Source organism: Citrobacter enshiensis, assembly GCF_029338175.1.
Lineage (GTDB): Bacteria > Pseudomonadota > Gammaproteobacteria > Enterobacterales > Enterobacteriaceae > Citrobacter_D > Citrobacter_D enshiensis.
Map to the genome: position 1 here is coordinate 4,696,772 of NZ_CP119862.1, position 18,881 is coordinate 4,715,652.

Below are 18,881 nucleotides of genomic sequence, written 5' to 3' on the forward strand. Positions count from 1 at the left end.
TATTCGGTTATAAATGGTTAGCCACCTTTTACCGATATTTAATTATCAATTCTGCAAAATAATCCCGCCATAATAACCGCATGGCTAAATATTCCGATGAATTAAAAGAAGCGGCCCGCACGCTTTATATTAAAAGCTGGTCGCCGAAAGATATCGCGCAGGAACTGAATATTCCACCGCGTACAATTTACCACTGGGCTGACGCCGGGGAGTGGGCATCACTGCTGCCTGTTGAATCGGTGGAAAATGTCATTGCCCGCCGTATCGACCAACTCTCCCGCCGCGAGAAAAAAACAGCGCTGGAACTGGAGGAACTGCGCGATCTGATTGCCCATCATGTGAAGCTCATGGCGCAGCGCAACAAGCACGCCGAAAAACTGGCAGAAATACAGGCCCAGAAAGCGGCTTATGATGGTGAAGGGTACTGCCTCAGCAGCGCAGGCGGGGAACCAGGGGAAAGAAAGCGCCGGTATAAGAAAAACGACGTTTCCGGGCTGACGCCGGAAATGCTCGATACATGGGCGCGGGAACATCTCTTCGAGTACCAGCTGCACTGCCGCGAACATAAAGGCGAAGACTGGCGCTTCATTCTGAAAAGCCGCCAGGTTGGCATGACCTATTATTTCGCCTGGGAGGCATTCGAAGACGCCGTCATTACCGGTGACAACCAGGTCTTTTTCTCCGCAAGCCGCGCCCAGTCGGAAATCTTCCGCGAATACATTGTCCAGATTGCCCAAAATCATTTTGGCGTCACGTTGACGGGTAAAAATATCCGCCTCAGTAATGGTGCAATACTGCGCTTTTTGTCCACGAACGCCAGCACCGCGCAGGGCTTCAACGGCCACCTGTATGGCGATGAGGTTTTCTGGATCCCGAAATTCACGCGCCTGCACGAAGTTGCCAGCGCAATGGCAACGCATAATAAATACCGCACGACCTACTTTTCAACGCCCAGCGCTAAAACGCACCAGGCTTATCCGGTATGGACTGGCGAAGCCTGGCGCGGGGACGACCCGAAACGCAAAGGGGTGGCGTTCCCAAAAGAAAGCGAAATGCGCAAAGGCATTCTCTGCCCGGACCAGATCTGGCGCTACATCATCACGATGGAAGACGCCATCGAAGGCGGCCTCGGTGCGCTTGTTGATATTGAACGGCTGCGCAATAAGTACAGTCCGACCGCGTTTGCCATGCTCTACATGTGCCAGTTTGTTGACAGTAAAGACGCGGTGTTCAAGTTCTCCGCGCTTATTTGCTGCGAAGTGGACCGGGCCACATGGGGCGACTTTGATCTGACCGCTGCGCGTCCCTTCGGCAATCGCGAAGTATGGGCAGGCTTTGACCCGTCCCGTTCCGGCGACAACTCCACCTTTGTGTTAATCGCGCCCCCAATCGAGGACGGCGAGCGCTTCCGCGTGCTGGCCGTCTGGCAATGGCAGGGCTTTAACTTCAGCTGGCAGGCTGACCAGATAAAGCAGCTTATGCGCCGCTTTAACATTACCTACATAGGGATCGATACAACCGGCATTGGCAAGGGTGTTTATGACCTGGTCAGCAAATTTGCACCGCGTGAAGCCACCCCCATTCTTTACAGCGTCGAAAGTAAAAACCGCCTGGTGATGAAGATGATCGACGTCGTCGAACGTAAGCGTATCGAATGGGCAAAAGACGCCATAGACGAAACGAACAAAGAGCGCGTCGAAATCCCAGCCAGCTTTATGGCTATCCGTCGCACCACAACCAACAGCGGCAACGCGCTGACGTTTGTTGCTGAACGTTCAGACGCGACCGGCCACGCGGATGTTTTCTTCGCTATCTCGCACGCCGTAATTAACGAACCTATCGATCACGAATATGACCGCCCATCGGGCTGGCACTTTGGGAACGCAGCATGACAAAGAAACAGCGTAAAAATAAAAAATTCAGGTCCATGACCGGCAGCAATGCTGAAACCTTCACGCCAGGACGTGGAAGCGTGATCACCTTTGGCGAACCAGAACCCATCCTGACGACCGGCACGGATTATCACAATATCTGGTATGACAATGAATATGACCACTGGCGACTCCCAATTGATCGCCTGGCGCTGGCCCAGTTGCCGAACCTTAACGGCCAGCACGGCGGGGTACTGTATGCACGACGCAATATGGTGGCCGGTGGCTATATCGGCGGCGGCCTGACGCCGGACCAGGTCGAACAGGCTGTCTTTGATTACCTGCTGTTTGGTGACGTCGCTATCCTGAAAATTCGTAACGTATTCGGTGATGTGATCGACCTGCTGCCGCTGCCGTCGCTGTACCTGCGTTGCCGGAAAGACGGCTCTTTTGCTATTTTGCAGGAAGGGCCGGCGCTTATCTATGACCCAGAAGACATCGTCTTCTTTAAAATGTACGACCCGCGCCAGCAGGTTTATGGGCTGCCTGACTATATCGGCGGCATCCATTCGGTGTTACTCAACAGTGAGGCAACCATCTTCCGACGCCGTTACTACAACAACGGGGCGCACATGGGCTTTATCCTCTATACCAGCGATCCGAATCTCACGCTGGAAATGGAAAACGAAATCAAAGACAAGATCGCCCAGTCCAAAGGGCTGGGTAACTTCCGCAATATGTTTATCAACATCCCGAAGGGCGACCCGGAAGGGGTTAAAATCCTGCCGGTGGGCGAAGTCAGCGCAAAGGATGAATTTGCCAACATCAAAGGGATCACCGCACAGGACATCTTTACCGCCCATCGCTTCCCCGCAGGCCTGGCGGGTATCATCCCGACTAATGGCGCGGTAATGGGCAACCCGGAAACGGCCCGCACAACCTATCGCAAGGATGAAGTTATCCCGCTACAGCGCAAACTAATGAACGGGGTCAATAATGACCCGGAGATTCCCCCACATTTGCACCTGAATTTTGATGTGGAAATTCCGGCAATTACCGCCGAAAGGGGCGAAAAATGAACGTAATTAAGATAAAATCATCCCCATTGTTAGCAATGGCGTGCGGGATGGTAAACATGCGAGTTTTTAAAATTAAATGTCCTGAATGCGGCTCACCGGCCATCATTCGTAAATCTGACTGGAAAGATAAGAAACTGGCGGATTTATATTGCGCGTGCAGTGAAGTTGAATGCGGTCACACATTTGTATTTAACGCCTCGTTTTCTCACACCCTCAGCCCCAGCGGGCTGACAGGTAACAAACTGGTTAAATTCCTGATTGACCGGCTCAAGCCTGAGGAGAAACAAATGGCTTTAGATTTATTAAATCAACATGCTTTTTAATAAAAATGCCTCCCGCTGTTTGGGAGGCGATTTGGCTATGTTATGTAATTAGATATCTATTTCTTTTTGTATTGCTTCTTTAGGCACAACTGTTGGCCCAGTTTTTTTACTTATTAAATCTTTTACGAAATTCACATTTTCAATAGAAGAGTTAAGGAACTTATCAAATGCCTTTGAGTTTAACATCTCCATCCAAGGAGTCGAATGATCAGGGTCTTGTACAAATCTTAACGGGGCTTCTTCAAGTCTTGAAAGAGCAGAGTCGAATAAACGAACTTTAAATGATTCATCAACTAAATCTGATGCTTCTTTCCGATATCCCTCGTAGGCTTTAGCTACGGAAGATTTAAAGGCATAATCTTCTGCCAGCTTAAATCTCTGATTTATTTGCTTTGTCGATAGCCAAGAGAACCATAACGGAGCACCAATACTTAACACGGATAATAATATTTGTGTTACCACAACGACAGCACTCGGTTCTGGCCGATTAAGTACCTCTGACAACGCCTGAAGCCTTTCATATCCAACGAATCCGCCCGCAGCCAAAGCACAGGTAAGACCAGCAACCCAAAAACGGATACTCCAATTTAGTTTATTTGCTTTTATCTCAAAAGCGCCAGCTAAACCTTTAGATGTGGATGCTCTAAATGCTTCTTCACATTTCTCTAGATAATTTTCAGCAAGTGAGTTTCTTGAATTCAATAATTTTAGTGTTTCAATGCTATCATCATTCAATGAATCAATATTAAATTTAATTTTTAAAACGGATTCTCTTACCTCGTTGATATCTTTATTTGCTTTCTTTAAGTCTTCAAGATCAATCGGAAGATTTTCCGCAGCTGCATGCGCACTAAGAATAGTTTGTATTTTTGTTTCCAATGTTTCTATTTCTGGAGATACTTGGTCAACGCGTGCATTAAGGCTCTTTAACTTCCTAGATATGTTCTTAGGTATAAGATTTAAATCTTGTAACCTCTCAAATGTAAACATTGAATCAAGAAAGTGAGAGATGTAATTTATAGTGAGTGAAAATGCAGGGATAGCCTGCGCCCCATTTGCATTAAAAAGATGAGGAACTAATGAATTTTTTGCAATTACTAGTTTTGCTATAATGTTGTCAATTTCATCACTTTCATCATCACTAATATCTATAGTGGCATTGGTTTTTATCTTTTTTATTAAAAATTTTACTGAATCACTAAAATCCAATGGATACATTGCAGGATAACCGATCCCAGACTGACTGGTTAAAATCACTGATGTTATTGTTTTCGATTGCTCAATTATCGCTTTCTCTAACCCTGTTAGTGATTCAACAAGTTCCTGTAATTTATCATTCATAGAAATCCCTGTTCAACAGTTGATTGTATATAGATAGTGTGTAAAAAGCCGCAAAAACATTCTACCCAACTCCGTGAAATTTTCCCTATAAAATTTTGAGCAAAGCTTCATTTTTTGCATTACTTACATATTCTCAAGTATTGACCTATAGGATCAAAACGAAGTTGTTTTATGTCTATATTGTGGTTATCTCTCAGCCGTTCCCACAACTTATTAACCCGCTGTCCCAGCTCTGGTTGCAGATTGGCGATCAGTTCTCCATTTTCCTTGGCCCGGTAAATCTGATTCCCAACCATCATGCGCCCCCCTTTCAGCATAGAAATTGCCTGTACTTCGCTGATATCCAGTTTATGGACTGCCACCTCTGCCAAAAGGCGGGCAACAGCCGGGGCTAATTCCATATTTCTGGCGGCCTCCGTACTGGATTTGCTCTGGACTTTTTCCACTGCGTCACGCCAGGCGACATCAAGATCACTCCCTGGGTAATAAGGTGATCCGCTTTGCTGCCTTTTGAATGGTGTTTCACGTAGTCGCCGCATCAATCTGCGTCGCGTCGGCTGGTCCATACTTTCAAAATCGACGATTTCCTCCTCTGAACCTTCTGTCATAGCCTCCACATCAGGCGACAAATCGGTGATTTTTTCGTCTTCCGTAGAGTTATTGACAGAACTCCAAGCGTCGCCCGAGGGCGACGTAGAAAGGTCAACCCCCAAACCGGGGCCGCTTTTGGCCTCGGTGCTGGATGATTTGGCGCGAATTGTCCACTTCACCAAACGTGTACAAATGCGGGAGATCTCCCCCAGTCTCGGCGACCAAACGCCATAAACCTTTTCGGGGATCTCGCAATAGGCGTTCATTTCGTCAGCGGGCTGGTATGCCAGATGCACAACATAACGATCTCGCGGAATTAACACACCGCCCTGGTGAGTGATGTAGTCTGCAAAATTCCCGACATCAGCAGCGGCCCGCACAGCATCCATTACGGGATCAGTAATCTGCGCCGCACCGGGCTTGAATTTGTTGGCGATTTTTTGCCGGGCCTTAATCTGGTTACTCAGCTTGCGCAGCTCGCGATAAACGGTAACGGATGGTTGGCCCAGCGGCTGGAATTGGCGGATACGGTGAAGCGACGCCCAAGACATGGCGTATTTAGCGGTATCATTCAGCGGCTTGCCGCTTTCATTATCCAGCTCACCGGCGAGCGCATACCCATCGATATTTTTCGAAATATATTTCGCGATGTAAGCTGTCGCAGATCCCTTGCTCGGATCCATATTTTTGGATTTAAAGCGGGCACCTGTATTGCGCCCCAGTTCTTCGCGGTCTTCCCTGGTGAAGTAATCTCGCAAAATAGCGACAGTTCCTTTGACATCCGCAGGCGGCATAAATAGCAGCGCGTGCCAGTGCGGCGTGCCGTCGTGATGAGGTTCGGCGACGCGGAAGCCATAAGGGCGCAAATCTTTACGCTTCAGCTTTGCCGTGGCGCGATTCCAGACGCGGCATAAATACTGCTGCGCTTCGGCTGGCGTGGTGTGATTCCACTTACGGTTATGGTGGCCGGATTGAATATTGCTGTGATATTTCGACGGGCATGTGATGGTCAGGAAGATACCAACATCGCCGCGCCTCTGCGCGACCAGCTCAACGCCAGCCATACGGGCCATAAGCTCATTACGGCGCAGCACCGGATTGGACGTAGACTTGTAGATCATGTCCTCAAGTGATGAGACATTGCCGTCTTCGTCTACCAGCTCATGACTTTTGAAAAAATCCCGGTTCTTACGTCGCTGTTCCTGCCACTCAATCAGGCTTGAGGCACTAACATAGGCGTGCGCTTTTTTATTTACAGCGCCAACAGCACGCAACTGGTTCTCGCGCCAGTCACAACGTAAGCGCCAGATTTTGCGCCCCCACCAGTCTGGCGAACACATACGCAGAATGGCTGTATAGATTCGCTCGCGTTCCCATGGCGCATTCCATGCAGGTGGCACTATGCGAAGAGCCAGCATTTCGCGGCCCATGTGGCAATAAAGCCAGTCCAGTTCTTCGACGTTCATATCCGCAACGGCCAGCTCTAGGGCTTCGCATTCCGTTTCTAACATTTCAGCCAGACGGCTGCCGATCTCATGTGCGGCGCTTAACGCTTCCCGCTTAGTGAAATCGGCCAGTCGTTGCCAGCGGCCATGCCAGTATGCAGTCAGTTCACTTGTCACATCTGTCGCAACACCTTGACTGGTGCGGACGACATCAAGACGCAGCAATGATTTTTTCACGGTTCCCATAAGAAAATCATTGGTGTGTCTGGTTTCACGGTTAGCGCGTAACCATTCGATTTTTTTGCGCCATACTTCGCGAATGAAGAATGGCTCTGATAATAAACGCGCTTCGACACCTTCCGGCGTATCTTCCCAGGCCGCAGCCGCAGCTTTCGCGGCTGCACATTCCTGACGGATAAAATCCTGATGGGTAGCCAACGGCAGACCGCGCGGCTCGTACCTGTCCAGCGCCTGGATTAGCGCATCGCGGTCGCGAACTTCGTCGGGGTTATATCCGGCACGCTTGAAGAGGTGATCGATGTGTTTTTTTACGGCAGGGTGATGCGCCACCGCCCCGGCAAGCGGGGCGATTTTTTTCGGTTCGTAGGTGTACAGGCCAACAGCTGGGCGCGGCGCGTTCCAGGGCCATGCGAAATCAGTCACGGCGGCCCTCAGAACTGCAATTCATCGGGATCGGTAGCGCATGAAACCAGGCTGCCACGCTGAAAACTTAATGCTTTGTCATAAGTGACAAAAGCCACCGTGTCGCGAATGCAAACATCTTCATGTAATGCATCGAACTCGGCCAGCCAAAGGTTGCTGCATAGTTGCCAGCGACCCAGAATATTTTCCACGACTATCACCTCGGAAAAATCCCCGGCAGGGCTTGCAGGATCAAAGCCGGTAACCACTTGTGCTGTCTGGCTCATTTTTTACACTCCACGTTGTATTTTTCATGCGTCATCAGTGACCAGACTTTGCCGCCGTTTTTACTCAGCAAGCGCCAGCGTCTACCGATGCGGATCACCAGGTAAAAATTGGGTTTGATGCGGGAATAGTTTTTGATGCCGCGAGAAAAGCGGCTCAGCTCGGCAGCTGCGTGACCGCAAACGCCTACCGGCGCAGCGCATGAGATTTGCAGTTTAGTGACCATTAGAACGGCTCCACGCCATAGGCCGCAGCCGTTGCCAGCATTTCGTTATAGGTCGCGTTACCCATTACCGGGCCACAATCAGGGCAACGGCCACCACCGGCACGACCGCAGCCGCTGCACACTTTGAGGACGCCGATCACTTCACTAGCGGCCCCTCTTGTAATGGCGTTCGCGCTGACAGAACGGTTAACGCTGATTTCCTGGAAGTTGAAAGAGCGATAAATCTCGCGGGTGGCTGGAGTGTCGCTATTGGACAGGATCACCGGCGAACCAGTAAGGCGGTTAATATCCAGTATGGCGGCAGCTAACTGGCGATGCTCTTTAATGCCAAACGGGGCGGTGTGGTATTGGGTGAAATTAGCGGTTTCGCTTGCTGGCAGGTATGGCGGATCGCAGTAGATAACCGCGTCACTACCAATCATGATTTTTAACGTGCTCTGGAAATCGCAGCACACGAAAATAGCTTTTGTGTCGTTAGCTTTTTCAGAGAACAAACGGATCTGTTCTTCCGGGAAGTAAGGCGGGGTTTTGTGCTTCCCAAAGGGAACGTTATATCCGCCCTGTTGGTTGTAGCGCACAACGCCGTTATAACCGTGACGGTTCAGGTAAAGGAATTGTGCCGCACGAAGAATCTTGCCCGCGTCCGGTCCGTCTTCAAACACATTGCGCGATGATAGAAGGTCACGGGTGCGGGCGTTGAAATCGTCACGGATCCACTTATAGCCGTCTTTATCACCATAAACTTTAAACAACGGGCGGGCGGCGTCGATCACTGCATCAGGCCAGCGGGTTATCTGGCGATACAGGTTAATTAAATCGGGGTTGATATCGCCCAGAATGTAACGGCGATAATCAGTATTGAGGAAAACAGAAGCACCGCCGACAAATGGTTCAACAAGGCAATCGGCTTTAGGCAGTACAGGCAGAAGATCAGGCATTACGCGGCTTTTACCACCGGGCCATTTAACGAGAGATCGAATCATTTTTACTTTCTCCAGGGCGCAAGAACCCCGACGCGTTAGCGCCTGTTTCTTTTTTGTAGGTAGTTAGTTGTTAATTGACTGCGTTATCTGGCGTGGGGGGCTTATCGCGTATCGCCTGAATTTCGGCGCGCGGCGCGGCGTAATCTTCAAATTCCCACGGCATTGATGCCGCGAACTCTGAAAGGCGCTTAATACCCATCATCAGGCAGGTTTGCTCCGCTTCGCTCAGATCTGCATAGGCTAAATTCAGGTGACGGCGGGTCAGTTGTGGTAAACCGGCCACGCGACTGGCGGCATCATTCGCCAGGATGAAAACCACTTTTTTGCGAGTTTCATCCAGGCGATTGAAGCGGGTTGCTGTGTCATTCGCGCGGTCAGCATTCAAACTGGCTTGCAGTCGGGCGCGTTGCTCCAGAAAGCTGCGGCGTCCTGGTTGCTGTCCGGTTTTATCCGTGAACATAACCACCTCCCAAAATTAAGCGAAGATGCCCATAAGGCGGGCAAACCAGCGACGCGTATTGCGCGAACGAGACATAAACGGCAAACGTGAGTGCTTGATGAATTGCACGTCGGCAGCCTTTGGCTGGAAGAAGCGCCCGTCCGGGGTTTCAATCCAGCCGCGGGTGTGGGCGCGATGTGTTATCTGCTGGCTTTTGGTTAACAGGCTTGCGAAAGAAGGGCTAGTTGTCAGGGTCGTCATAATCATAACCCCATCCATAAGAGCCACGCGTCGCGCTGTTCAACCGGGCGGTTATAAAACGCTTCACGGACGCCCCGATTGAACTCAGGTACAAAGACCAGCTTTTCACCAACGCGGGCTTTTGGTTTTGTCGGATCGCGAAACTCTATGACCGGCAGTTTGTTTTTTTCAATCATGGTTTGTACGGCAGTACGAGGTTTCCCCAACAATTCCGCGAATTTATCAGGGTGTACCGCATCCAGCGGGTACTGGATTACGTAATCACTCGTGTCCACAACACTCTCCTTTCTCATTTGGTTACATGCTAACCTTGTAGGATCCAGCTGCTTTAAAACGGTTCAGGATGCTTCCTGAGTCGCTGGACTCACGCCCCAAAAGGTTTCCGATTGAGTACCTTTCGGGGGCAAATATAGTCTCCATAGGGGAACCATGTCAAATGAAAACATCTGAGAAACTACGAGCCATCAGAAAAGCTGAAGGGCTAACGCAAGCGAAATTTTGTGAAATCAGTGGGGTAGCACTTAGCTCGCTTAAGAATTACGAGGGGGGTCATAAAGAACCAGGCTTACAAATCGTGAAGCAGGTTGTTAACGCCGCCCCATTTAAAAAATACACACTCTGGCTAATGACAGACGAAACAGCACCTGAAGCCGGACAGATTAGCCCGGCCGTCGCACACTGTGGGCAAGACGACACAAACTTGTCCCCCTCAGACCGCAAAACTGGCTAACGATCAATTATTCATACATTTATTTCAAATCTTGTTTACTAGTCGATAGATATAACCAGCACTCAAGAAAAAATACAGTTAATAAAACCAGTAAGAAATCAAAAAGCAGAACTAAAAACCTAGCGAATTATCGGAGGGTCTTATGACAATTAAAAGACTCGATGATGGTCGTTATGAAGTGGACATCAGACCGCGCGGACGCGAAGGAAGTCGCATTCGTCGGAAGTTTGAAAGAAAGGCTGAAGCGGTTGCCTTTGAACGTTACACGCTGGCGAACGCCAACACCAAAGAATGGGTAGGCCAACGGGCAGACCGGCGCACCCTAAAAGAGTTGTTGGACGTTTGGTGGAAGTATCACGGCCAAAACCATGAACATGGACAGAAGGAGTTTAACCACCTTCTGAAGACGATCACCAGCTTGGGCGACATCCCGATCAGCAGAATGAACAAAAGATTATTGATGGATTATCGTTCCTCCCGGCTTCGCGACGGGATTAGCGCATCAACAATCAATCGCGATATGTACCGTTTTTCCGGCATGTTCACAAAGCTGATCCAACTGGAAGAGTTTGTCGGGGCTCACCCGGTGCATGGGCTGCCACCGCTGGCAGAAACCAACCCGGAAATGACGTTCCTGGAGAAGCAAGAGATCGCAAACCTGCTGAATGCTGTTACCGGTGATGATTTGCTAGTTGCATTGCTGGGAATTAGCACAGGGGGAAGATGGACGGAAATTGCCACGTTGAAGCCGTCGCAAATTGTTAACTGTCGCGTCACGTTCCTGAAGACGAAAAACGGTAAGAAACGCACGGTCCCGATCTCGAAAGAACTTGAAAAGTTGATCAAAGAGAAAGCCAACGGGAAGCTCTTCAAGGTTGATTATGAAAAGTTTTGCAAGATACTGCGTATGGTCAAACCCGACATTCCGCCCAACCAGGCGACGCATATCTTACGCCACACCTTCGCCAGTCATTTTATGATGAACGGGGGAAACATAATTGCCCTTCAGCAAATACTGGGTCACGCGAGCATTCAGCAAACAATGGTTTACGCGCACTTGTCGCCGGACTATCTGCAAAATGCTGTCGCATTGAATCCGCTTGCCGGTGGTACTAAGTTGTAAGATACAAATGGCCCGGAGTGTCCACATTGCGTCCACACTCAGGGAAATTTAAAACGGTTCAGGACGGTTCCAGCTTTTTGTAATTAGCTGTTTTTACATAGAGTTGGATGTAAGTTACTGATAAAAAAAACCCCCACATCATGTGGGGGGAAGACAGGGATGGTGTCTATGGCAAGGAAAACAGGGTTTGTTACTGGGAACGTGAGTTGCTACTACTCAATAAATTCAACGATGAACCTTTTTGCCATTGCGCCACGTCGCGCAACTGCTCCATTCGTTGCTGATGTTTCTCATTTAAAACCGCTTGCTGCTCCGGCGTTAACAGGCGATACATCTGGTTGCGAACCCTGGCCATTTCGACCTGGCGGGCAACCTGTTCTTGTGCCATTTTTTCTGCCTGAGCGCGCACAGCGCTTTCATCAAATTTTTCTGCGGTGACAAGGCGATGCATTGTCTCCACTTCGCTAACATTAACAGGAGGCTGTTCGTGTCTTGCCTGCTGCATCAGATCTCTCATCTGTTGACGCTGATGTTCGGTTAAACTTATGCCGTCAAACATATGGCTCTGCGTACTGCGCTGCGTAGGCCCTTCGCCCTGGTGCCAGTTATCGCCTGTAACGACTTCAGCAGCGTGGCTTAAAGAACTGAGTGCCAGCGTTGAGGCCATGACGGCAGCGGTAACTTTGCGCATCACTTGCTCCCAAAATCTTTTCTGTCGCGATTCAACGAGAGACAGTTTACGATTCGGGCTGCAAACATGCGTCAGGGGGTGTAAAACAACGTAAAGTCATGGATTAGCGACTCCTGATGACGTAATTTCTGCCTCGGAGGTATTTAAATAATGAATAAAATCCTGTTAGTTGATGATGACCGAGAGCTGACTTCCCTGTTAAAGGAGCTGCTCGAAATGGAAGGCTTCGATGTGCTGGTTGCCCATGACGGGGAGCAGGCGCTTGAACTTCTGGACGACAGTATTGATTTACTTTTGCTCGATGTCATGATGCCGAAGAAAAACGGTATCGATACATTGAAAGCGCTTCGCCAGACACACCAAACCCCCGTAATCATGCTGACCGCGCGCGGCAGCGAACTGGATCGCGTACTGGGTCTCGAGCTGGGCGCGGACGACTATTTACCCAAGCCGTTTAACGACCGCGAACTGGTCGCACGCATCCGCGCTATCCTGCGCCGCTCTCACTGGAGCGAACAACAGCAAAGCAGCGACAACGGCTCGCCAACGCTGGAAGTGGATGCATTAAGTCTCAATCCAGGCCGCCAGGAAGCCAGCTTTGATGGTCAAACCCTGGAGTTAACCGGCACCGAATTCACCCTGCTCTATTTGCTGGCTCAGCATCTCGGCCAGGTGGTTTCGCGTGAACATTTAAGCCAGGAAGTGCTGGGCAAACGCCTGACGCCGTTTGACCGTGCGATTGATATGCACATCTCGAACCTGCGCCGTAAGCTGCCGGAACGTAAAGATGGGCATCCGTGGTTTAAAACCCTGCGTGGCCGCGGCTATCTGATGGTCTCCGCTTCATGATAGGGAGCCTTACCGCGCGCATCTTTGCTATCTTCTGGTTGACGCTGGCACTGGTGTTAATGTTGGTTTTGATGTTACCCAAGCTCGACTCACGCCAGATGACCGAGCTACTGGACAGCGAACAGCGCCAGGGGTTGATGATTGAGCAACACGTTGAAGCTGAACTCGCGAACGATCCACCCAACGACCTGATGTGGTGGCGTCGCTTGTTCCGGGCGATTGACAAGTGGGCGCCGCCTGGACAGCGGTTATTGCTTGTCACTACAGAAGGACGCGTGATCGGCGCAGAACGCAACGAAATGCAGATCATTCGTAACTTTATTGGTCAGGCGGATAACGCCGATCATCCGCAGAAGAAAAAGTATGGCCGCGTTGAGATGGTGGGACCGTTCTCCGTCAGGGATGGCGAAGATAACTACCAACTCTATCTGATCCGCCCGGCCAGCAGTTCGCAATCCGATTTTATTAATCTGCTGTTTGATCGTCCTCTGCTATTGCTGATTGTGACGATGCTGGTCAGCACTCCACTGCTTCTCTGGCTGGCCTGGAGCCTGGCAAAACCGGCGCGTAAGCTCAAAAACGCGGCGGATGAAGTGGCGCAGGGGAACTTACGACAACATCCGGAACTGGAAGCAGGTCCGCAGGAATTTCACGCGGCAGGCGCCAGCTTTAACCAAATGGTGACCGCGCTTGAGCGGATGATGACCACGCAACAGCGTCTGCTGTCGGACATCTCTCACGAACTGAGAACTCCGCTGACACGTCTGCAGCTCGGCACAGCCCTGCTGCGTCGCCGTAGCGGCGAGAGTAAAGAGCTGGAGCGTATTGAAACCGAAGCGCACCGACTCGACAGCATGATCAACGACCTGTTAGTGATGTCGCGCAATCAGCAGAAAAACGCGCTGGTCAGCGAAACGATGAAAGCCAATCATCTGTGGGGCGATGTGCTGGATAACGCCGCCTTCGAAGCCGAGCAGATGGGTAAATCGTTGACGGTGAATTTCCCGCCGGGACCGTGGCCGCTCTATGGCAACCCGAATGCCCTGGAAAGCGCGCTGGAGAATATTGTCCGTAACGCCCTACGCTATTCACACACGAAGATTGAAGTCGGCTTCGCGGTGGACAAAGACGGGATCACGATTACCGTGGACGACGATGGTCCGGGCGTCAGTCCTGAAGACCGGGAACAGATTTTCCGACCGTTCTACCGTACCGACGAGGCGCGCGATCGCGAATCCGGCGGTACCGGCCTGGGTCTGGCGATCGTTGAAACCGCCATTCAGCAACATCGTGGCTGGGTCAAAGCGGAAGACAGCCCGCTGGGTGGTTTACGCCTGGTGATCTGGCTACCGTTGTATAAACGCGCTTAATTGTGGCGCCGGGCATCTACCCGGCGCACAATTTTTTATTTTCCCCACAAACGACGCGAATAATCTTCGAACTTTCCGCTCAAGCGCCGCTTCTGCATCGTTCTGGTCCAGCTTTTTGATAATCCTGCCGCCGACAACAAACGGTGATACTGAGCATCATCAAACGGCATATGCCAGGCGATGGCGATCGCCTCCTGTACCGTGACATCACTGACGCGCGACACCAGAACCAGCGGCGCATCCGCCGAGACTTTCCCGGCAGCGATGACGCTGTACAACCAACCCGTTTTACCGGCGTTTTGCATCTGGCTCGCCATGTCACTGATGCCGAAATGGTAGTTTAATTTGAAGCAGGGCGAACGCGGTTGCGTCACCTGAATCAGCGTCTCTCCCCACTGGAAGATATCGCCAATATAGACATTCTGTTCAGTCAGACCGTCGGTTGAGAGGTTTTCACCAAACGCGGGCGCGACAAACCGATCCGCCTGCTCCGGGAATTCCCGAGCCCAGTGCAGGTAATGCTCTCGCGGATAATGGCACAGTGCGCGATCGGGCCCACCGTGGATTTTCGCCTCCGCCTGCTCATCGCCCGCCAGACCCAGCTCCGTCAGCATCAGTTCGCCATCGACCTGGATCTTCGCAATGGCGCTGGGACGGCTTCCCGTATAGTCCAGAACCTTGCCTGTAAACACCTCGACTGGATATCGCATCTGTCCCCTCTCCCCAATAAATAATCCTCATTAGAGCATATTTATTTTACCTCAGCCGCTCAAAATGAGAGCCGGATTCACACGATGAATGGCCAGACATGCTATCAATTAGGATGATTTTAAAACGCCATTTCATAACAAGGAGTCAACAACGTGACAGTACAATCGCAATTTGCTGGTGTCTGGTGTCCCTCCATTACGCCGATGGATAATGATGGAAACGTCGATCTCTCCGGTCTGAAGCATCATCTCAAGCGCCTTACCGACGCCAAAATCGATGTTATTTTGCTGATGGGCAGCATCGGCGAATTTGCCTCTTTTAGCCTCGAAGAACGGCTGATGCTGATCCGGGAAGCCAGAGCAATGAGCTCGCTGAAGATGGTCGCCAACGTCTCCTCCACCTGTATGAACGACGTTTTACAGATGGCGCAGGAAGCCGACAAAGTGGGTTACGATGCGGTGATGGTATTGCCGCCGTACTATTACGGACAAACAGCAAAACAGCTCCTGAGCTATTTCCGCAAGCTTGGCGGCGCATTGCGCGGAAAATGGTTTGCCTACAATTTCCCGGCACGCACCGGCTGTGATTTAACCCCTGACATGGTAGCGACTCTCGCCTCCGAGTTCCCCAATTTTGCCGGTATTAAGGATACCGTCGATTGCCAGTCCCACACCCGCAGCATGATTCAGACCACCCGTGCCGTGCGTGATGACTTTGCCGTACTCTCCGGCTATGACGAGTATTACATCCCTAACCTGATGGCGGGAGGCGCAGGGATCATTTCCGGATTAAACAACGTGATGCCTGAGCTTTTTGTCAACGCGCGCGAGGCGTTTAAACAGGGCGATTTGCACGCGTTACGTGAAATTCAAGACAAGATCGGTACCTATATGTCCATTTACGCGATCGGTGAAGATTTTGTCACCACGATTAAAACCGTGGTATCGCGTAAATTTGGTTATTGCACCGGGGTTTCGCGCAATGCAGGCGGTGAGCTGAGCGAGAATGAATGTCGAACGATTGACGAGGTGTTTTTGACAAAAGGTTGAGTCATGCAGCCTGATGGCGTTACCGCCATCAGGCAACAATCAGACTTATTTTTTCGCGGCGAAACGCGCTGCAGCTTCGTCCCAGTTCACCACGTTCCAGAACTCTTTAATGTAGTCCGGACGGCGGTTCTGGAATTTCAGGTAGTAAGCGTGTTCCCACACGTCCAGACCGACGATCGGGAAGCCAGACGCGCCAGAGACAGCTTCGCCCATCAGCGGGGAATCCTGGTTTGCGGTAGACACTACAGCCAGTTTGTCGCCTTTCAGCACCAGCCATGCCCAGCCAGAACCAAAGCGGGTAGCCGCCGCTTTCTCAAACTCAGCTTTGAAGTTATCAACGGAACCGAAGTCACGCTCGATAGCGGCTTTCAGGTCGCCCTGCAGGGTGGTGCCGATTTTCAGGCCTTTCCAGAACAGGCTGTGGTTAGCGTGACCGCCCGCGTTGTTACGCAGTACGGTTTTCTTGTCCGCTGGCAGTTGATCCAGTTTTGCAATCAGCTCTTCGGCAGACAGGCCAGCGAATTCTGGCAGGCTTTCCAGCGCCGCATTGGCATTGTTGACATAGGCTTGATGGTGTTTGGTGTGGTGAATTTCCATCGTCTGCTTATCGAAGTGCGGTTCCAGTGCATCGTAAGCGTACGGCAGGGATGGCAGGGTATAACTCATAATCATCTCCATTATTATCGAGCGGCTGGGTGTTAATGCCGCGTAAGCAGTTGGTTCATTATAGTTAATTAAATGATATTGAAAATGATTATCAATGCCGTACTTTTCATAAGGGTATAACCTCTCGCCCACATACCAAAGATGTGAACTAAATCACCCGCTTAACGCGCCTATTGCCAAAAAGAACAAAAAAGCGGCAACGGGAAGAAGGTTAAGAAACTGCGCAATTTTTACACTCATCACGTCGAAGGGGTAACGCGACAATAAAAACGATGAGGATGACGTTATGAGTAACGCGATTACGATGGGTATTTTTTGGCATTTGATAGGTGCGGCCAGTGCAGCCTGTTTCTATGCCCCGTTTAAGCAAGTAAAACAGTGGTCATGGGAAACGATGTGGTCGGTTGGCGGGATTGTCTCCTGGATTATCCTGCCGTGGACCATCAGCGCCCTGCTGCTGCCCGATTTTTGGGCCTACTACAGCTCTTTTAACCTTTCTACTTTATTACCTGTTTTCCTGTTTGGCGCCATGTGGGGTATCGGCAATATTAACTACGGTCTGACCATGCGCTACCTCGGTATGTCGATGGGGATTGGTATCGCGATTGGCATTACGCTGATTGTCGGTACGCTGATGACGCCCATTCTCAACGGTAACTTCGATGTCCTGATCAACACGGAAGGCGGACGCATGACGCTGCTTGGCGTGTTGGTGGCGCTGATCGGCGTGGGGATTGTGACCCGTGCCGGGCAGTTGAAAGAGCGTAAAATGGGCATCAAAGCCGAAGAGTTCAACCTGAAAAAAGGTCTGCTGCTGGCGGTAATGTGCGGGATCTTCTCTGCCGGAATGTCCTTCGCGATGAACGCCGCCAAACCGATGCATGAAGCCGCTGCCGCCCTCGGCGTAGACCCGCTGTATGTCGCCCTGCCCAGCTACGTGGTGATCATGGGTGGCGGCGCACTGGTCAACCTGGGCTTCTGCTTCGTTCGTCTGGCAAAAGTAAAAAATCTGTCGATAACAGCCGATTTCTCGCTGGCAAAATCCCTGATCATCACCAACGTGCTGCTGTCGGCGCTGGGCGGTCTGATGTGGTATTTGCAGTTCTTCTTCTACGCCTGGGGCCACGCACGCATTCCGGCGCAGTATGACTACATCAGCTGGATGCTGCACATGAGTTTCTACGTCCTGTGCGGCGGTATTGTCGGGCTGGTGTTGAAAGAGTGGAAAAACGCCGGTCGACGTCCTGTGAGTGTGCTGAGTCTGGGCTGCGTGGTGATTATCATCGCCGCCAATATTGTCGGAATGGGAATGGCGAGTTAGTCGCTATGATGACTGAGATGACGCCACTGGCTTGGCGTCATCCCGGTTTCCCGCGTGAACACCACTGAAAAATAGTTACTGTCCTCAAACCCACATTGCATCGAAATCTCACCGATCATCAGGCGGCTATGCTGGAGCAAATATTGTGCGTGGCAAACGCGGATCTGGCGCAAATATTGGTTGATGGTCATGCCGGTTTGGGCGCGAAACTGCTGGCGCAACACGCGTTCACTGCAGGCTTCCCTGGCGCAAAATTCATCCAGCGCAAACGGGTGCTCCAGGCTGCCCGCCAGCGCAGTAATCAGTTTGTCCAATAGCGTTTCACTTGAGGTAGCAGGAAGATTATCCGTGGCATAGCGATGGCGTTTCAGGATCATCACCAGTTGCCCAAACAGCAGCTCCGCCATACCGTTAGCCAACGGGCAGCGCTGCTGACTTTCATGCTCAAGTTGGCTGATAACCTGCCGCGCCTGAGTCATACCTGCGCTGGTCAGACGCCAGTGCGGCTGCCATTGGGTGCCGTTAAATCCAGGTATCGCCTCTTCCCACTGCAGATTCAGCTTCAGCCGCTCCGGGCAGTAGATGATGTTCTGTAATACCAGATCGTTAACAGACGTGTAGGAGTGTTTATCTTCGGCGCGAATATAGAACAGGTCGCCGCGCGTAATGCGATACGGGCGTTCATTGAGCACATGCAAACCGTTGCCACGCCAGACCAGCACCAGTTCACAAAAATCATGGGTGTGTTCCGCAAATACATTTTGCGGATAGCGATCGGCGACAGCAACCGCCTGCGCGTCGCTTGCAAAAAAGTCGGCTTTATGAAGAACGAGCTGATTTGCCACCACATCACCCCAACCAATAACAACATTATATTATGCGTCA

General features: G+C 51.0%; 21 protein-coding genes. 9 read left to right on the plus strand and 12 right to left on the minus strand.

The window, feature by feature from the left end; genetic code table 11:
* Positions 1 to 80 precede the first annotated feature (80 nt).
* Genes P2W74_RS22325 through P2W74_RS22335 form a run of 3 tightly spaced genes read left to right on the plus strand, consistent with a single transcriptional unit; the run spans position 81 to position 3,273 of the window.
* Complete coding sequence (locus P2W74_RS22325) at positions 81 to 1,892, plus strand: terminase large subunit domain-containing protein (protein WP_276293275.1); 1,812 nt, start codon at positions 81 to 83, stop codon at positions 1,890 to 1,892.
* Positions 1,889 to 2,950: a phage portal protein gene (locus P2W74_RS22330; protein WP_412767208.1), complete on the plus strand. Its 1,062-nt coding sequence runs from the start codon at positions 1,889 to 1,891 to the stop codon at positions 2,948 to 2,950. Before P2W74_RS22325 ends, P2W74_RS22330 begins: the two co-directional genes overlap by 4 nt.
* A gap of 47 nt (positions 2,951 to 2,997) precedes the next feature.
* Positions 2,998 to 3,273: an Ogr/Delta-like zinc finger protein gene (locus P2W74_RS22335; protein WP_276295257.1), complete on the plus strand. Its 276-nt coding sequence runs from the start codon at positions 2,998 to 3,000 to the stop codon at positions 3,271 to 3,273.
* Between the two features lie 48 nt (positions 3,274 to 3,321).
* On the opposite strand, the gene P2W74_RS22340 is transcribed toward P2W74_RS22335, so the two are convergent.
* The 8 genes from P2W74_RS22340 to P2W74_RS22375 all read right to left on the minus strand — a co-directional run bounded on the left by P2W74_RS22340 (position 3,322) and on the right by P2W74_RS22375 (position 9,761).
* Entirely contained in the window at positions 3,322 to 4,614 is a 1,293-nt protein-coding gene (locus P2W74_RS22340) for a hypothetical protein (RefSeq protein WP_276293276.1), read from the minus strand.
* Between the two features lie 119 nt (positions 4,615 to 4,733).
* On the minus strand, positions 4,734 to 7,313 hold the full coding sequence (locus P2W74_RS22345; RefSeq protein ID WP_276293277.1) for a replication endonuclease: 2,580 nt from the start codon (positions 7,311 to 7,313) through the stop codon (positions 4,734 to 4,736).
* A gap of 8 nt (positions 7,314 to 7,321) precedes the next feature.
* Positions 7,322 to 7,579 carry a hypothetical protein gene (locus P2W74_RS22350; protein WP_276293278.1) on the minus strand — a complete coding sequence of 86 codons (258 nt, stop codon included), beginning with the start codon at positions 7,577 to 7,579 and terminating at the stop codon, positions 7,322 to 7,324.
* Entirely contained in the window at positions 7,576 to 7,803 is a 228-nt protein-coding gene (locus P2W74_RS22355) for a ParE family toxin-like protein (protein ID WP_276293279.1), read from the minus strand. Before P2W74_RS22355 ends, P2W74_RS22350 begins: the two co-directional genes overlap by 4 nt.
* Positions 7,803 to 8,786 (minus strand): DNA adenine methylase, encoded by a 984-nt coding sequence (locus P2W74_RS22360; RefSeq protein ID WP_276293280.1) that lies wholly within the window; start codon positions 8,784 to 8,786, stop codon positions 7,803 to 7,805. Before P2W74_RS22360 ends, P2W74_RS22355 begins: the two co-directional genes overlap by 1 nt.
* Before the next feature lie 70 nt (positions 8,787 to 8,856).
* A complete protein-coding gene (locus P2W74_RS22365; protein WP_276293281.1) occupies positions 8,857 to 9,246 on the minus strand; it encodes a hypothetical protein in 390 nt (129 codons plus the stop codon).
* 15 nt (positions 9,247 to 9,261) lie between these two features.
* Complete coding sequence (locus tag P2W74_RS22370; RefSeq protein ID WP_276293282.1) at positions 9,262 to 9,492, minus strand: phage filamentation protein Fil family protein; 231 nt, start codon at positions 9,490 to 9,492, stop codon at positions 9,262 to 9,264.
* Positions 9,489 to 9,761, minus strand: a complete 273-nt coding sequence (locus P2W74_RS22375; protein WP_276293283.1) for a Cox family DNA-binding protein — start codon at positions 9,759 to 9,761, stop codon at positions 9,489 to 9,491. The genes P2W74_RS22370 and P2W74_RS22375 overlap by 4 nt, the downstream gene beginning before the upstream one ends.
* 161 nt (positions 9,762 to 9,922) lie before the next feature.
* Here P2W74_RS22375 and P2W74_RS22380 point away from each other — a divergent pair, with 161 nt between their 5' ends.
* Entirely contained in the window at positions 9,923 to 10,216 is a 294-nt protein-coding gene (locus P2W74_RS22380) for a helix-turn-helix domain-containing protein (RefSeq protein WP_276293284.1), read from the plus strand.
* A 142-nt stretch (positions 10,217 to 10,358) separates the two neighbouring features.
* On the plus strand, positions 10,359 to 11,339 hold the full coding sequence (locus P2W74_RS22385) for a phage integrase (protein WP_276293285.1): 981 nt from the start codon (positions 10,359 to 10,361) through the stop codon (positions 11,337 to 11,339).
* 190 nt (positions 11,340 to 11,529) lie between these two features.
* On the opposite strand, the gene cpxP is transcribed toward P2W74_RS22385, so the two are convergent.
* Positions 11,530 to 12,030 (minus strand): cell-envelope stress modulator CpxP, encoded by a 501-nt coding sequence (gene cpxP, locus P2W74_RS22390; RefSeq protein WP_192613885.1) that lies wholly within the window; start codon positions 12,028 to 12,030, stop codon positions 11,530 to 11,532.
* Between the two features lie 150 nt (positions 12,031 to 12,180).
* Here cpxP and cpxR point away from each other — a divergent pair, with 150 nt between their 5' ends.
* Together cpxR and cpxA are read left to right on the plus strand one after the other, a co-directional pair.
* Complete coding sequence (gene cpxR, locus P2W74_RS22395) at positions 12,181 to 12,879, plus strand: envelope stress response regulator transcription factor CpxR (protein WP_038635960.1); 699 nt, start codon at positions 12,181 to 12,183, stop codon at positions 12,877 to 12,879.
* Entirely contained in the window at positions 12,876 to 14,249 is a 1,374-nt protein-coding gene (gene cpxA / locus P2W74_RS22400) for an envelope stress sensor histidine kinase CpxA (RefSeq protein WP_203359388.1), read from the plus strand. The genes cpxR and cpxA overlap by 4 nt, the downstream gene beginning before the upstream one ends.
* 35 nt (positions 14,250 to 14,284) lie before the next feature.
* Here the strand turns inward: cpxA and yiiM are convergent, their stop codons facing one another.
* Positions 14,285 to 14,959 carry a 6-hydroxyaminopurine reductase gene (gene yiiM / locus P2W74_RS22405; protein WP_276293286.1) on the minus strand — a complete coding sequence of 225 codons (675 nt, stop codon included), beginning with the start codon at positions 14,957 to 14,959 and terminating at the stop codon, positions 14,285 to 14,287.
* A gap of 153 nt (positions 14,960 to 15,112) precedes the next feature.
* Between yiiM and P2W74_RS22410 the strand changes: the two genes are divergently transcribed.
* The gene (locus tag P2W74_RS22410) at positions 15,113 to 16,009 is read left to right on the plus strand and encodes a dihydrodipicolinate synthase family protein (protein ID WP_276293287.1); all 897 of its coding nucleotides are present in this window, start codon (positions 15,113 to 15,115) and stop codon (positions 16,007 to 16,009) included.
* A 45-nt stretch (positions 16,010 to 16,054) separates the two neighbouring features.
* Here the strand turns inward: P2W74_RS22410 and sodA are convergent, their stop codons facing one another.
* Positions 16,055 to 16,675 (minus strand): superoxide dismutase [Mn], encoded by a 621-nt coding sequence (sodA, locus tag P2W74_RS22415; protein ID WP_192613889.1) that lies wholly within the window; start codon positions 16,673 to 16,675, stop codon positions 16,055 to 16,057.
* 286 nt (positions 16,676 to 16,961) lie between these two features.
* On the opposite strand from sodA, the gene rhaT reads away from it, so the two are divergent.
* Positions 16,962 to 17,996 carry an L-rhamnose/proton symporter RhaT gene (gene rhaT / locus P2W74_RS22420; protein WP_276293288.1) on the plus strand — a complete coding sequence of 345 codons (1,035 nt, stop codon included), beginning with the start codon at positions 16,962 to 16,964 and terminating at the stop codon, positions 17,994 to 17,996.
* On the opposite strand, the gene rhaR is transcribed toward rhaT, so the two are convergent.
* Positions 17,993 to 18,841, minus strand: a complete 849-nt coding sequence (rhaR, locus tag P2W74_RS22425) for an HTH-type transcriptional activator RhaR (protein ID WP_276293289.1) — start codon at positions 18,839 to 18,841, stop codon at positions 17,993 to 17,995. The two genes, rhaT and rhaR, sit on opposite strands and share 4 nt — an antisense overlap.
* Between the last annotated feature and the right edge of the window lie 40 nt (positions 18,842 to 18,881).